The sequence below is a fragment of the Pseudomonas sichuanensis genome, assembly GCF_024749065.1.
Taxonomy (GTDB): domain Bacteria; phylum Pseudomonadota; class Gammaproteobacteria; order Pseudomonadales; family Pseudomonadaceae; genus Aquipseudomonas; species Aquipseudomonas sichuanensis.
Genome location: NZ_CP087185.1, coordinates 5,828,809 through 5,843,470, shown reverse-complemented (window position 1 = coordinate 5,843,470; position 14,662 = coordinate 5,828,809). Strand labels below are relative to the sequence as shown.

Sequence of the window (14,662 nt, the reverse complement as noted above, 5' to 3'; positions counted from 1 at the left end):
AAGGTTTGCGAATACCCCGGCCCGACACTCAAGTATTCCCCCGCGACGCCGATCCATTGGCACCAGCGTCCCGGAAGAGGGCGCGATTCCCCGTCGATAGGAAGCGGGTGGTCAGCGTGATCAGGATGATCCCGGCCTCTTGCCAGGAGCTCTCCCATGTCTCAACCGCGTGCCCGTATCGCCTCGCAGCTCGGTATCGCCCTCGCCATCGTGCTGGCGCTGGTGATCACCGGCAGTACCCTGTTCGCCCTGCGTTCGCTGGACGACGCCAACCTCACCACCCGCCAGGCCCACCTGGGCAGCGAAGCGCGGCTGCTGGCCGACCAGCTGGACACCTTCCACGGTTCGCTCAGGGACAACACCCAGCGCCTCAGCGGGCTGTTCGAGCGCCGCTTCGCCACCGGCCTGGCCCTGCATGCAGGCGAGACGGTCAGCGTGGCCGGGGTCGCCACCCCGGCGCTGTACCTGGGCGAACACCTGCTGAACAACGATTTCCGCCAGGTCGACGAGTTCCAGCAGATGACCGCCGGCGTCGCCACCCTGTTCGTGCGCAGCGGCGACGACTTCGTGCGCATCAGCACCTCGCTGACCAAACAGGACGGTAGCCGCGCCATCGGCACCCAGCTCGATCGCCAGCACCCGGCCTACGCCAAGCTGATGGCCGGGCAGACCTACGTCGGCCGCGCCGTGCTGTTCGAGCGCAACTACATGACCCGCTACGTGCCGGTCAGTGACGGCAGCGGCCGGGTGATCGCGGTGCTGTTCGTCGGCTTCGACTACACCGACGCGCAAAACGCCCAGTTCGCCAACCTCAAGCGCTTCCGTATCGGCCAGACCGGCTCGCTGGCGCTGCTCGACGAGCAGGGCAAGTGGCTGGTGCCGCCGGCCGAGGTGCGTGACGGCGAGGCCGCGGCCCAAGCCATCAAAGGCCTCAAGGCCGGCGAGGGGCGCTTCTGGGAGAGCGCCGGCGTGCCGCAGTTCAGTGTCGCCATGCCGTTCGCCGAGGGCCCATGGACCGTGGTGGCGAGCATGCCGCAGGCAGAAATCCGTGAGGTGACCTGGAGTGTCGGCCTGCGCCTGGCCATCGGCAGCCTGCTGGCCATGTTGCTGGCCGTGGTCGCCACACTCTGGCTGCTACGCCGCAAGCTGCGCCCGCTGGGCGACCTGGTGCGCCAGGCCGAGGCGCTGGGGGCCGGCAACCTCGATGCCCGCCTGAGCGTCACCAGCCATGACGAGATCGGCCAGCTGGCGCGCGGGTTCAACCAGATGGCCGATGCCCTGGCGACCATGGTCGAGCATATCCGCGAGGCCTCCGAGCAAGTCAGCGGCCGCGCCCGTTCGCTGTCGGGCCTGTCATCCGGTGCCTGCGAGGGCATGGAGCAGCAGTCCGGCGAGATCACCAGCATGGCCGGCGCGGTGGAGGAGTTCAGCGCCACCTCGATGAACATCGCCGACAACATGGCCGGCACCGAACGCATGGCCCGCGACAACGCCCAGCAGACCCGCATCGGCCGCAATGCGATGGACCAGGCCTCGGCCTCGCTCAAGCAGATTGCCCAGGCGTTGGGCGGTACCGCGACGGTAATGGACACCCTGGGTGCCCGTTCGCAGGAGATCGGCGGCATCGTCGGGGTGATTACCGCGATCGCCGAACAGACCAACCTGCTGGCGCTCAACGCCGCCATCGAGGCGGCCCGTGCCGGCGAGCAGGGCCGTGGCTTTGCCGTGGTGGCCGACGAGGTACGTGGCCTGGCCGCGCGCACCCGCCAGGCCACCGATGAGATCTCCGGGATGATCGCCAGCATCCAGCAGCAGACCGGCCATGCCATCAGCACCCTGGAGCAGGGCAACCAGCTGATGCAGGAAGGTCTGGCGCGCAACGACAAGGTGGCCGAGGCCCTGGCGCGCATCGACGAGCAGAGCCGCACGGCGGGTGAGCAGTTCGCGGTGATCAGCACGGCGACCCAGGAGCAGAGCAGCACCGCGACGGTGCTTAGCCGGAATCTGCAGAGCATTGCCCAGGCCAACAGTGAGCAGCGTGATGTGGCCAATGAACTGGCCAATACCGCCCGCGAGCTGGAAGGGTTGGCGGGGCAGTTGCGCCAGGAAGTGGATCGGTTCCGCGTAGGGCGCTGAAGCCATCGCGGGGCAAGCCCGCTCCCACGCAGTGGACTGCCCCCATGAAGTTGGACACCAATCCAACCCTTGGGGGGTAGTCCACAGGCCTGAGTGCACTTGTGGGAGCGGGCTTGCCCCGCGATGCATTCTGAAGCTTTACATCGAGCCCAGATCCAGCGCCTGCGCACACGCCTGCAACGACCGCCGCTCGCTCTGCGCATACAACCCCAGCTCATCCTGCACGGCCAGCCCCAGCGCCGCCTCGAATGCCTCGCGGTTGGCATTGCTGCCGTACTCTGCCTGGCCTTCGTCGCCCAGGTTGGACTGGAAGATCCCCGCCGCACTCACCGGCAGGAAATCCTCGTACACCAGCGCCTCGTAATGCACGTGGCCAGCGTCGATCAGCCCTTGCAGGGTGGTCGGGCGATCCGCCTGGCCGCGCGCGGCCAGCCCCTTATCGGTCGCGAAATAGCGGAAGTACGCCAGCCCCTGCTCGCGCATCTGCGCCAGGTCATCCGGGAACTCGGCGAACTGCGCCTCCAGCAGCGCCTTGTAGCGTTCGGCATTGGCCTCGGCCGGCACGCCGCCCAGGGCGGCGCGGGTGGCGTCGAGCAGGCGGTCGTACAGCTGGCGGCCCTTGGGCGTCAGCGCCGCGCCGCGCTGTTCGATCTCGCCGAAGCGCGCCGTGTGGCTGCCCTGGGCATCGCTGAAGGCGACCTTTTCCTGCAATGCCTTGAAGCTGGTCTGGCGCAGCAGGATCGGGTGGCGACGGGTGGGCGGGCCTTCGACCACGGCTTTGGGCGGGATGCCTTTGGCCGGCATGCCGACCTGGATCGCGTCGATGTCCAGGGTGCGTGGGGTCAGGTGGTTGATGTGCGGGCCCTTGAACGCCACCACGTCGGCGATCAGGCGGTGCTGATCGTGCAGCTGCTGGTACTGCTCGGCGGTGACCGTGGCGTCCTGGTGCCAGCGGAAGGTGTGCAGGGCTTCGTTGACGAAGTGCTCGGCGTCGCTCGCGTTCAGGCCACCGTCGCGTTCGCACTGGGCAATCAGCTCCAGCGCTCGCGGGGTGAAGATCTGCCGTTGCTTGAGGATGCCCTGGGCCAGTTCGCGCAATTGCGGGTTGTCGATCAGCTCCAGGCGCAGCAGCGAGGTGAATACGCGGAACGGGCTGACGTGCAGCGACTGTTCGTGCACCGCGCGAAAGGCGGTGGAATGCACCGGCACGCCGGCCGAACTGAGGTCGTAGTAGCCGACCGGGTGCATGCCCATCACCGCGAACAGCCGGGCGATGGTGGCGAGTTCTTCGGCGGTGCCGACGCGGATGGCGCCATGGCGCTCCTGGTCGAGGCGCTCGATCTCGCCGGTCCAGCGCAGGGCCTCGGCCACCTTGGGCTGCTCGGCCATGACTTGCTGGTTGATCTCGCTCACCAGCTCAAGCAGCGTGCCGTACAGGGGCACTTCCTGTTTGTACATGAGCGACATGGCGGCAGAGAACTGCGCGCGGATGCTGTCGGGGCTGACGAAATCGTGGGCGGGCATCGCAAGCTTCCTGGTTAGGTTCGGACGCTTACATGAAAGCTGGGAATGGAGTTGCCGTACAAGCGAAAAAAAGTGAGTGTTTCATTCCTTTTTTGATCGACCTTGAGGGCCCCATCGCGGGGCAAGCCCGCTCCCACGGTCTGACATAGCGTGGGAGCGGGCTTGCCCCGCGATGGCTTCAGAGTTGCTCGCGAACCCATTCGACCAACGCCCGCACCTTCGGCACCTCCGCCGCATGCTCGGCATACGCCAGGTAATGCGCGCCATTGCTCTTCATCGCATGGTCCCAGGCCATCACCAGGCTGCCCCCGGCCAGCTCCCTGGCCACCAGATAGCGCGGCACCAGCGCCACCCCGCACCCTGACTGTGCCGCGCTCAACGCCATATAGAACGTATCGAAACGCGGCCCGTGGTAGCTGTTGTCGGTGTGCAGCCCCTGTTCCAGGAACCACTCATGCCACGCCTCCGGGCGTGAGGCGCTCTGCAGCAGCACCAGGTCTGCCAGCGCACCGGCGTCCGCCAGCGTGCGCCCCTGAAGCAACTCCGGCGCGCACACCGGCACCACCTCCTCGCCGAACAGCTCCACGCAGGTCGCCCCCGGCCAGGTGCCTTGGCCGTAAAAGAACACCACGTCCGCCGACCCTTGCAGCAGGGCGAACGGCTCCATCTCGTTGCGGATGTCCAGGTGGATGTTCGGGTGGCGCTTGCCGAAGCCTTTCAGGTGCGGGATCAGCCAGCGCACGCCAAAACTCGGTTGAGTGGCTACCTTGAGTACTTCGGTCTGCGTGCCGTAGGTCTGCACGTAGCGGCTGGACATGTCGACCTGGGTGAGGATCTTGTTGACCTCGGCCAGGTACAACGAGCCTGCGGGGGTGAGCTGCAGGCGCCGGCGGATGCGCAGGAACAGATGGTGGCGCAGCATCTCCTCCAGTTGCGCGACCTGCTTGCTGACCGCGCTCTGGGTCAGGTGCAGCTCTTCGGCGGCGCGGGTGAAGCTCAGGTGGCGCGCCGCAGCCTCGAAGCACTGCAGGGCGGTCATGGACGGTACCAGGCGTTTGGACATAGCGGTCTCTGCGGCTCGAATCATTACCTGCCGGAATGATATGCGGAATAAAGGTCGTTTGTTGCACTTGTGTAATCGGATTAATACTGACCCACGTCATTTTCCAACCCTTCACACGATGAAAGGAGAAGCACAATGGTTGCTGGATTGCTCGAGCGCCTTGGCGTTGCCGCCACGGCTTACACCCAGGGCGACTACCCTGTTCACACCCCGATCGACGGCAGCCAGATCGCCTCGGTGAAACTGCTCGGCAAGGCCGACACCATTGCCCGCATCGACCAGGCCCAGCAGGCCTTCGAAGCCTGGCGCAGCGTGCCGGCCCCGCGCCGTGGCGAGCTGGTGCGCCTGTTCGGTGAAGTGCTGCGCGAACACAAGGCCGACCTCGGCGAGCTGGTCTCGATCGAAGCCGGCAAGATCACCCAGGAAGGCCTGGGCGAAGTGCAGGAAATGATCGACATCTGCGACTTCGCCGTCGGCCTGTCGCGCCAGCTGTACGGCCTGACCATCGCCTCCGAGCGCCCGGGCCACCACATGCGTGAATCCTGGCACCCGCTGGGCGTGGTCGGCGTGATCAGCGCCTTCAACTTCCCGGTCGCCGTGTGGGCGTGGAACACCGCGCTGGCCCTGGTGGCCGGTAACTCGGTGGTGTGGAAACCGTCCGAGAAGACCCCGCTCACCGCCCTGGCCTGCCAGGCGCTGTTCGAAAAAGCCCTGAAAGCCTTCGGCGATGCGCCGGCCGGCCTGAGCCAGCTGGTGATCGGCGGCCGCGAAGCCGGTGAAGCCCTGGTCGACGACCCGCGCGTGCCGCTGGTCAGCGCCACCGGCAGCACCCGCATGGGCCGTGAAGTGGGCCCACGGGTGGCGGCACGCTTCGGCCGCAGCATCCTCGAACTGGGTGGCAACAACGCCATGATCCTCGCCCCGAGCGCAGACCTGGACCTGGCCGTGCGCGGCATCCTGTTCTCCGCCGTCGGCACCGCCGGCCAGCGCTGCACCACCCTGCGCCGCCTGATCGTGCACCGCTCGATCAAGGATGAAGTGGTTGCCCGGGTCAAGGCCGCCTACGCCAAGGTGCGCATCGGCGACCCACGCAAGGACAACCTGGTCGGCCCGCTGATCGACAAGCTGTCGTTCGACGCCATGCAAGGCGCGCTGGCCAAGGCCCGCGATGAAGGCGGCCAGGTATTCGGTGGCGAGCGTCAGCTGGCCGAGCAGTACCCGAACGCCTACTACGTGACCCCGGCCATCGCCGAGATGCCGGCCCAGAGCGACGTGGTGCGCCACGAGACCTTCGCGCCGATCCTCTACGTGCTGGCCTACGACGACTTCGAAGAGGCCCTGCGCCTGAACAATGAAGTGCCACAGGGCCTGTCGTCGTGCATCTTCACCACTGACATTCGTGAGGCCGAGCGCTTCCAGAGTGCTTCGGGCAGCGATTGCGGCATCGCCAACGTCAACATCGGCACCAGCGGCGCCGAGATCGGCGGGGCGTTCGGTGGCGAGAAAGAGACCGGCGGTGGCCGTGAGTCCGGCTCCGATGCCTGGAAAGGCTACATGCGTCGCCAGACCAACACCGTGAACTACTCGCGCGAGCTGCCGCTGGCGCAGGGTATCGTGTTCGACTGATGCTGTATGGCCGGGGGCGTCGCCCCCGGATCGCCGGCAAGCCGGCTCCCACAGGGACCGCGTCGATTCCTGTGGGAGCCGGCTTGCCGGCGATAGGGCCGCAACAAGAATAAAATTTTGCTGGAGCCGGGCCATGTCCGAACTGCGTCAAGAATGTCTGTGGGAACACGTCACCCAGCCGACCGTCGCCGCCCAGGCCCTGGCCGGCGAGCACAAGGCCGATGTCTGCGTGATCGGCGGCGGCATCACCGGGTTGTCCGCGGCGATCCACCTGCTGGAGCAAGGCAAGTCGGTGATCCTGCTGGAGGCCTGGAAGATCGGCCACGGCGGTTCCGGGCGCAACGTCGGCCTGGTCAACGCCGGCACCTGGATCCGCCCCGATGATGTCGAGGCCACCCTCGGCCACAAGCAAGGCAGCCGCCTGAACAAGGTGCTGGGCGAGGCGCCGGGCGAGGTGTTCGCCATGATCGAGCGCTTGGGTATCGACTGCCAGGCACAGCACAAAGGCACCCTGCACATGGCGCACAACGCCACCGGCATCGCCGACCTCGAAGCCCGCCACCAGCAATGGTCGCGCCGTGGCGCCGATGTCGAGCTGCTTACCGGCGCGCAATGCCAGGAATACTGCGGTACCGACAAGATTTCCGCCGCGCTGCTCGACCGCCGCGCCGGCACCATCAACCCCATGGGCTACACCCAGGGCCTGGCGGGCGCCGTGGCCCGCCTGGGCGGCAAGCTGTTCCAGCAATCCGCTGTCGAGGGCCTGGAGCGCGACGGCGCTGCCTGGCGGGTGAAGACCGCGCGCGGCGCGGTGCGCGCCGACAAAGTGGTGATCTCCACCGGCGCCTACACCGAAGGCGACTGGAGCAACCTGCAGAAGCAGTTCTTCCGTGGCTACTACTACCAGGTGGCCTCCAAGCCCTTGCAGGGCGCGGCCGCCGACAAGGTCCTGCCCCATGGCCAGGGCTCGTGGGACACCCGCACCGTGCTCAGCAGCATCCGCCGCGACGACCAGGGCCGCCTGCTGCTTGGCAGCCTGGGCCGGGTCGACAACAAGCCTGCGTGGTTCGTGCGCAGCTGGGCCGACCGCATCCAGAGCCACTACTACCCGGAGCTGGGCAAGGTCGAGTGGGAAATGCACTGGACCGGCTGCATCGACTTCACCCCCGACCACCTGATGCGCCTGTTCGAGCCGGCGCCGGGGCTGGTGGCGGTGACTGGCTACAACGGCCGTGGCAACACCACCGGTACGGTGATTGGCCGGGCGTTCGCCGAGTTCCTGCTCAAGGACGATCCGGACAGCCTGCCGATCCCGTTCTCGCCGATGAAAGGGGTGAGTGCGCCATCGTTGCGCACGGCGTTCTATGAGTCGGGGTTCTCGCTGTATCACGCCGGGCAGTGCCTGCGCGTGGTGCTGTAAGCCGCCGGCAGGGTTGCTCAACGACAAAAAGCCGCGCCCCCGGGGGACGCGGCTTTTTGTCGTTGGGCGGGGTCAGCTGAGCAGGTTTTTCACATTGTTCATCGCCTCATCGGCAAAGCCCTGCAGGAACGCCTGGAAGCCTGGCAGCGCTTCGGGACCGCCTTGCTGGGGTTCGGCCTGGATGGTCCAGGTGGCGCGGCTGTGGCCGGCATCGAGCGCCTCCACGGCCATCGCCGCCCACAGGTTGCCGATGTTCAGGCTGGTGTAGATCAGGCTCCAGGTCATGTGCATGGCCTGCTCATCACGGGCGTTGAGCTGTTCGATCACCACGTTGCCGTCCTTGAACAGCTTCTTGCGCACCGAACGCACGCCGCTGCCGGTCATGTCGATGTGCGCCAGCGCCGGGATGAACACCGGGAAGCCGGCGAAGTTGCCGACGATGTTCCAGACGCTGGCGGCGGGCGCGGCGATGTCCACGCTGGACACCACGCGGCAGCCTTCGGGGTTGCGGATCAGGGTATCGGGCTTGAGTGCTTGCATGTCGTGTTGCTCCGGTTGTGGATAAAGGTCAGATGAAGCCGATGTCGGCCAGGTAGCGGCAGCCCCGGCGCAGCAGCGCCGGGCTCTTGCTCGGGTAATGGCTGCCCATGCGCCGCACGCCGGCGCGGGCGTTGTCGTGGGCAATGCCGCCGATGTCGCCGATGTCTTCGCCGAAGCCGTCCAGGTAGAAACCGAGGACGTCATACAGCGCGTTGTCGCGGTCGATTCGGCGCAGGCGCTGTTGCCAGTGCTCGACGCTGACCAGCTCGAAGGCATGGCCCTGCTCGCGGAACGACGCCAGGTAATCGCTCCAGCGCAGCGGCTCGGGGTTGTGCAGGTTGAACACGCATTCGCCGGGCTGGTGGCGGCTGCTGTGGAAGGCGATGAAACGGGCGAGGAAGTCCACCGGCATCAGGTCGAAATCGATCTCCAGACGCGGCACCTGGCCCAACTGCAGCGAGCCCTTGAGCATCAGCATCAGGCGGTTGCTGTGGGGCTGGCAGACGCCGGTGCGGCTGTCGAAGGTGATGTTGCCGGGGCGGAACAGGTTGACCCACACCCCTTGCGCGCGGGCGCGCTGCAGGATGCGCTCGCCGACCCATTTGCTCAGGTTGTAGCCGTTGCGGATGTACAGCGGCGGGGTCGCCGCAGGCTCGGCCTCCAGCACCTGGCCGGCGCTGTCCACTGCGCTGCAGGCGGACAGGGTCGAGACGAAGTTGAAGATTTTCTTGCGCCGGCCCTCGCACAACTGCAGGCACTCGAACAGCGGCTCGATGTTGTCGGCGGCCAGCGCCTGGTAGTCGAGCACATGGTTGACCTGCGCTGCGTTGTGCAGCAGCGCGCCGTAGTGTTGGTCCAGGTAGTCGTAGTCGGCCTGGGCCAGCCCCAGGCGCGGCTGGCGCAGGTCGGCTTCGAACACCCGCACGCGGGCCATGTCCAGCTCCAGCTGGTTGTCGCGCAGCGCCTGGGCGAAGCGTTCGCTAGCCGTGAGGCCGCTGGCGCTGCGTACCAGGCAGGCCACTTCGCTGGCGCCCCAGTCCAGCAGCGCCTCGACCAGGTGCACGCCGACGAAGCTGTTGGCGCCGGTGACGATCACCTTGTGCACATCGCCCAGTCGTTCCACCGGCAGCACCCGCAGGCCCAGTTCGCGCTGCGCGTCCTGTTCAGGGCGGGCCAGAGGGTTTTGCTGCACGGCCTCGACACCGTCGAGCAGCGCGCCCAGGCGTTGCACGGTCGGTTGCTCGATGAAGCGGTTGATCGCCACCCCCTGGCCGAAGCGTTCACGCACTTCCAGCAGCAGGCGCGACAGCAGGATCGAGTGGCCCCCCAGGTTGAAGAAGCTGTCGTCGATGGCGATATCGGCCTCGGGCAGTTCCAGCAATTCGCTCCACGCCTCGCGCAACTGATGCTCGGTGGCGGTCTGCGGTTGCAGGCGCTGCTGCGCCGGCAAGGCCAGTGGCCGCAGCAGCAGCGCCTGGCGGTCAACCTTGCCATTGGCGGTGTAGGGCATCTGCTCCAGCACCTGGTAGAACATCGGGCGCATGTAGTCGGGCAGGCTGCTTTCGGCGTGCTCGCGCAGCAGCGCCAGGGCCTCGGCGCTTTGCGGGTGGGCGAGGAAGGCCAGCACCCGCCGCTGGGGGTCGATCACCACCGCCACCTGGGCGAACAGGCGGGCGTCGCGCAGGCAGTGCTCGATCTCCTCGGGCTCCACGCGAAAGCCGCGGATCTTCACCTGGTTGTCGCGTCGCCCGCACAGCTCGATGCCCTGGGCGGTCCATTTGCCGATATCGCCGGTCCGGTAGGCCCTGAGCGAGCGGCCATCGGGCAAGCCCAGTTCGACAAAGCGCTCGGCCGTCAGCAGCGGATTGTTCAGGTAACCCAAGCCAACGCCGGGCCCGGCGATGTACAGCTCGCCGGGGGCCTGCTCCAGCACCGGGCGCAGGGCTTCATCGAGGATCAGCACCTGGGTGTTGGCGATCGGCAGCCCGAGGTTGCGGTTGCTGTCATCCGCCGCCATTACCCGCGTGGTGGCCAGCACCGTGGTTTCCGTCGGGCCGTAGATGTTGTGCATCCGGCACTGCCCGGCCAGCCGTGCGATCACTTCGGGTTCGCAGACATCGCCCCCGGTGATCAGGTGCTGCAGGCCCAGGTGTCCGTCGCGCGGCAGGATGCTCAACAGGGCCGGCGGCAGGAACGCATGGGTGATTTCATGGCTGTGGATAAGTGCCAGCAGTTGCCGCGGGTCGCGGCGCTGGTCTTCGCCAGGCAGCACCAGTTCGGCACCGCAGGCGAAGGTCGGCAGGATGTCCAGCAAGGAGGCGTCGAAGCCGATGGTGGAAAACTGCAGTACCCGGCTGTGCCGATCCAGCGCCACGTGCTCGCGGTACCAGGCCATGAAATGCGTCAGGTTGCCCTGGCTGAGCAGCACGCCCTTCGGCTGGCCGGTGGTGCCGGAGGTGTAGATCGCCACGCAGGGTTGCCCGACGTGCGCTTCGCCCAGTACCAGGCTTGGCAGCTCAGGGCCCTCCAAGGGCGCTATGTCACGCACGTCCAGGTGGGCGATGGCGGCAGGCAGTTGGCCGTCATGCAGCAGCACGCAGGCGCCGGCATCGTCGAGGATGCGTTGGCGCCGCGCCGCTGGCGTGGCCGGGTCCAGCGGCAGGTAGATGGCGGCGCAACCCAGCACCGCCAGCAGGCTGGCGTAGAGCTCGGGCGACTTGCCCATGCAGACCGCCACCACCGGCGGGGACGCGTGGGCGCCGGCCAGCAGCGGTAGCAGGGCTTGCTGGATGGCGGCTGTGCGGGCGTGCAGCTGGCGATAGCTATGGCGCTGGCCAGCGTCATGCAATGCCGGGGATGCGGCGTGCCGGCGCAGGCTCCGCTCCAGCTGCCCGACCAGGCTGCCCTGGGCCTGCTCCAGCAGGTCGGCACGCAGCGCACGGTTGAACGGATGCCGGTAGGCCAACGCCTCCAGCCAGCCCAGGCCGTGCTCGTGTTCGCTGGCGCCGGGGCTGACCGCTGGCGCCTCCTGCAGGTGCTGCGGGTTGCGGGCAAAGCGGGTGACGTGCAGGGCCAGTTGATCGCACAAGGCCTGCAAGCTGTCTTGGTACAGTTGCTGGCCATTGCCCGATTCCGGCGCTGGCACCGGCAGCCGCTCGATCAGGCGTTGGGCGCTGGCACTGCCGCACCAGCACAGGGTTTCCAGGTGCGGCAAGGTTTCGCCCAAGCGGGCGCCCAGGCGCAGCCTGAGCAATGGCGTGCTGCCCAGCGCCTGCCAGTCGCCGCTGGCCAGGGCCAGGCTGCCGTCCTCCACCACCAGCCCGGTGGCGGGCGACAGTTGCTGGCGCAGGGCCTGCGGGCTGTCCGCCGTGGTGGTGCCATGGCCATGTTCGTCGAGCAGGCGGGCAAAGGCGCCGATGGCGGGGCTGGTGCCCACCAGGAGTATGTCGAGGCGTCTCATGATCGGTTCCTCAGGGCAGGTAGTCGCGCAGCGCGTCCTGCACGCAGGCCGATTCGAGCATCGAGCTGCTGCGCAGGAAACGCAGGATGTTGCCCAGCAGCGGGTGCTGGTGGTTGATCGGGTAGGCCAGGCCCCGAGCCTCCTCGCGCAGGGCCTCGCGCACCGCCTCGTCCACCGGCAGCGCGGCGATCAGGGCGAAGTCGAAGGCCTGCTGGATGTCGTTGGTCAGGTACTGGCCGAGGAACACCGGCAGCACCTTGGCGATCGCTTGCCGTTCGGCCTCTGGCGCGGCCTGCCAGTAGATCCGCGTGAGGCGGGCCCAGAAGCTCGAATGGCGGCCTTCGTCGAGCAGGTGGTCGGCCATCAGCCCCTTGACCGACGGCTTGACCGAATCATCCCGGGCGAACGCCGCGACATCGTCGGTCAGGGTGTTCTCGGCGATGCCCACGCACACTAGCTCCAACGCGTCGCGCAGCGCTTCGGGCACCTGCTCCAGCGCCGCCGGGATCGCCCGGCTGAGTTCGATCTCCTGGGGCAGGGCGATCGGTGCGATGCCGGTCAGGGCGATGGTCTGCTGCAGGAAGTCCATGGCCACCAGGGCGTGGTAGTCCTCGTCGACCACCACGGTCATCGCGTCGTAGCGGCAGGCGAACGGGAAGCGCACGGCGAAGCGATCCTTGGCGATGCGCCGGGCGGTCCGGTCGACGATCTCGGTCTCGAAGATCACCACGTCGTTGATGAACTTGTAGAGGCTCTGCACCAGCACGAAGTCGCGCAGCTGCGGGCATTCGCGCTGGAAGGTGGCACCCAGCACCAGCGGCTGGCGGCTCAGCGGGTAGATCAACCGCTGGTCGTCCTCCAGCCGGCGCCGGGGGCGGGTGCGGATGGTTGCGCGTGCCTCCCAGGCGTCGGCGAAGGAGCGGTAGTCCACGGCGTTCATGGGTTGACCTCGGCGACCGGCGCCTGCAGCGCGGCGCGCAGGCGATCCCACAGGGCCATGCGGCTGTCCACGGCGGCGATGGCGGCGGCATGCACCTCCTCCTGGCGCACCGGGTCATGCTCGACCAGGCGGGCCAGCAGCTGCTCCGCGGCGGGGCCATGGTCCTCGGAGTCGACTTCGATATGGCGCTGCAGGTAGTAACGGAAGGTCGGGGCCTGTTCGCTGCCGATGCCCCACTCGTCGAGGATCTGCTGGAACATGGTCGGGATGACGCTTTCCCGGCCATGCAGGAAGGCCGCGGCCACGCGGTGGGCAGGCGCATGCAGGGCCACTTCGAGGGTATCGCGGACGAAGCGCTGCGCGGCGTCGCTGGCTTCGCAACGCACCAGGGCGCTGAGCGCATCGACGCCTTGCTGTTGCAGGCTGATGAAGCGCTCGATGGCCTGGGTGCTGGCGCCGACTTCGCGCATGGCGTCCAAGTACAGCTCGAAATGGCTGTAGTGGCCGTGGTCGAGGCGGTCGTCCGACTCCTCGCCGAGCACGATCTCGTTGATCAGCCGTGCAGCGGCCGGGTCGGCAGGGGGGAGCCAGGGCAGGCTGACGCAGGTCAGTTCCTGCTGCAGGCGCTTGGTCAGCGACATGAAGTCCCATACCGCGAATACATGGGTTTCCATGAACCGTCGCAAGGTTGCCAACGAGTCGATTTCGGAGAACAGCGGGTGTTGGGAAAGTGCATGTTTTTTATGGTCGAGTGTGCGCTTCAATGTGCTCATGGAGGCTCCATTGGATGTTGGTTTAAGTGTGGCAAGTTGTCCGTGCTCACTATATTCAGGGCGAGCAAGTGCCCCGAATAAAGTTTCGCTGCAGATCAATAAGCCTAGGCCGCATGGGGTGTTGCGGGCTTCTGTTCACGGTTTCCGCCGCACTGTTGCACGGGGTGAGACAGAACTTAAAGCAATGACAAAGTTTGCTGCAATTGTTTTTTTAATTATTTTGAAGTTTGATTATTTGCAAGTTGAGCGAGTGCGTTAAAACTTATTTGAAAGTTTTAATTTGGCAATAAGGTGCTCCTTCCGATAATTAACTATCAGAAAAACAAACAAGGAGTGAATGCTTCACTCGGAGCACTGATGAATGGGTGTTGAAGACGTTGAACTGTTAAGGGGCGGCTGATCGTGCTGCGGTCCTGGCCCCGGTGGCAGGCTCCTTCTGCGGGTGGAAGTGGCTGCAGACGGCCAGGTCCGCTGAAGATCAGCGGCCGCTGCAGTGTGTAGAGTGTGCTCAAAAGGCTGGCACCGCCATGGTCTGCGATGGACCGGGCGCTGCAGGTGCCGTGATAACGGGCGTGAAAACAGGTGGGGTCAGGCGAAACAGAGAAGCCCAAGGTGGGCATTGAGGATGCTGATCAGGCGTTGCTCGCCAGGCCGGCTGTGGGCCGGCAGCTCGACAAGCTCGAGCTCCCGGCGGGCAAGGCGCTGCCAGCCAAGCATGGCGGTCAGCGTGTCGGGGGGATAGAACGCGGTCACCGGCACCTGGAGGTGCTCGGTTAGGCCACCTTCGGTGGCGTCAGGGCTGTCACAGCTGGAAACAAACAAACGTCGGGTTTGCCCAGGGTTGCTGCGCTGTGCCAGGTAGGTCAGGGCCAGCGCCAGGTGTGCGGCGTGATCCTGGGCAAACAGGGCGTGGGGGTGAGCCAGGAAGGGTTGCAGGCGGCTGGCCAGGGTCCGGGCCAGCGAAGGGAGGGACTGTGGGGCGGCCAGTTCATCAGCGGGCACGGTGGCGCTGATGTCGACGGCGACCAGTTCGATGGGGTCGCTCAAGGCACGGGACCAGGTGCGGTACTGGATAAGCTGCTGGCGATCGCTGGCCAGGCAGATCAGGCGAATGCTGGGCAGTTGCGCAGGAGTCCCTGCCTGTGGAGTGTGCTCGTGCACGGGCGTTCCTCTTGCCGGA

The 14,662-nt window shown here is 66.7% G+C and carries 10 protein-coding genes and 1 pseudogene; 4 read left to right on the top strand and 7 right to left on the bottom strand.

Going from position 1 to position 14,662, the window contains the following annotated elements:
* Window positions 1-156: 156 nt before the first annotated feature.
* Window positions 157-1,269 (top strand): annotated as a pseudogene (locus tag LOY51_RS27330) (Cache 3/Cache 2 fusion domain-containing protein); the annotation flags it as partial.
* Window positions 1,267-2,136: a methyl-accepting chemotaxis protein gene (locus LOY51_RS27325; RefSeq protein WP_374046965.1), complete on the top strand. Its 870-nt coding sequence runs from the start codon at window positions 1,267-1,269 to the stop codon at window positions 2,134-2,136. The pseudogene LOY51_RS27330 and the gene LOY51_RS27325, both read left to right, overlap by 3 nt.
* A gap of 138 nt (window positions 2,137-2,274) precedes the next feature.
* Here the strand turns inward: LOY51_RS27325 and hglS are convergent, their stop codons facing one another.
* Both hglS and LOY51_RS26215 read right to left on the bottom strand, forming a co-directional pair.
* Window positions 2,275-3,660 carry a 2-oxoadipate dioxygenase/decarboxylase HglS gene (gene hglS, locus LOY51_RS26220; protein WP_258643723.1) on the bottom strand — a complete coding sequence of 462 codons (1,386 nt, stop codon included), beginning with the start codon at window positions 3,658-3,660 and terminating at the stop codon, window positions 2,275-2,277.
* A gap of 178 nt (window positions 3,661-3,838) precedes the next feature.
* Window positions 3,839-4,723 (bottom strand): LysR family transcriptional regulator, encoded by an 885-nt coding sequence (locus LOY51_RS26215; RefSeq protein ID WP_258643720.1) that lies wholly within the window; start codon window positions 4,721-4,723, stop codon window positions 3,839-3,841.
* 135 nt (window positions 4,724-4,858) lie between these two features.
* On the opposite strand from LOY51_RS26215, the gene amaB reads away from it, so the two are divergent.
* Together amaB and amaA are read left to right on the top strand one after the other, a co-directional pair.
* Window positions 4,859-6,349 (top strand): L-piperidine-6-carboxylate dehydrogenase, encoded by a 1,491-nt coding sequence (amaB, locus tag LOY51_RS26210; protein ID WP_110992028.1) that lies wholly within the window; start codon window positions 4,859-4,861, stop codon window positions 6,347-6,349.
* A gap of 133 nt (window positions 6,350-6,482) precedes the next feature.
* On the top strand, window positions 6,483-7,769 hold the full coding sequence (amaA, locus tag LOY51_RS26205; RefSeq protein ID WP_125466037.1) for an L-pipecolate oxidase: 1,287 nt from the start codon (window positions 6,483-6,485) through the stop codon (window positions 7,767-7,769).
* Between the two features lie 72 nt (window positions 7,770-7,841).
* Here the strand turns inward: amaA and LOY51_RS26200 are convergent, their stop codons facing one another.
* The 5 genes from LOY51_RS26200 to LOY51_RS26180 all read right to left on the bottom strand — a co-directional run bounded on the left by LOY51_RS26200 (window position 7,842) and on the right by LOY51_RS26180 (window position 14,643).
* The gene (locus LOY51_RS26200) at window positions 7,842-8,309 is read right to left on the bottom strand and encodes an SRPBCC family protein (RefSeq protein ID WP_110992030.1); all 468 of its coding nucleotides are present in this window, start codon (window positions 8,307-8,309) and stop codon (window positions 7,842-7,844) included.
* A gap of 28 nt (window positions 8,310-8,337) precedes the next feature.
* A complete protein-coding gene (locus tag LOY51_RS26195) occupies window positions 8,338-11,769 on the bottom strand; it encodes an amino acid adenylation domain-containing protein (protein WP_258643715.1) in 3,432 nt (1,143 codons plus the stop codon).
* 10 nt (window positions 11,770-11,779) lie between these two features.
* Complete coding sequence (locus LOY51_RS26190; RefSeq protein WP_125466034.1) at window positions 11,780-12,709, bottom strand: diiron oxygenase; 930 nt, start codon at window positions 12,707-12,709, stop codon at window positions 11,780-11,782.
* Window positions 12,706-13,482 carry a DUF3050 domain-containing protein gene (locus LOY51_RS26185; protein ID WP_125861075.1) on the bottom strand — a complete coding sequence of 259 codons (777 nt, stop codon included), beginning with the start codon at window positions 13,480-13,482 and terminating at the stop codon, window positions 12,706-12,708. Before LOY51_RS26185 ends, LOY51_RS26190 begins: the two co-directional genes overlap by 4 nt.
* A gap of 588 nt (window positions 13,483-14,070) precedes the next feature.
* Window positions 14,071-14,643 carry a hypothetical protein gene (locus LOY51_RS26180; protein ID WP_125861073.1) on the bottom strand — a complete coding sequence of 191 codons (573 nt, stop codon included), beginning with the start codon at window positions 14,641-14,643 and terminating at the stop codon, window positions 14,071-14,073.
* Window positions 14,644-14,662 lie beyond the last annotated feature (19 nt).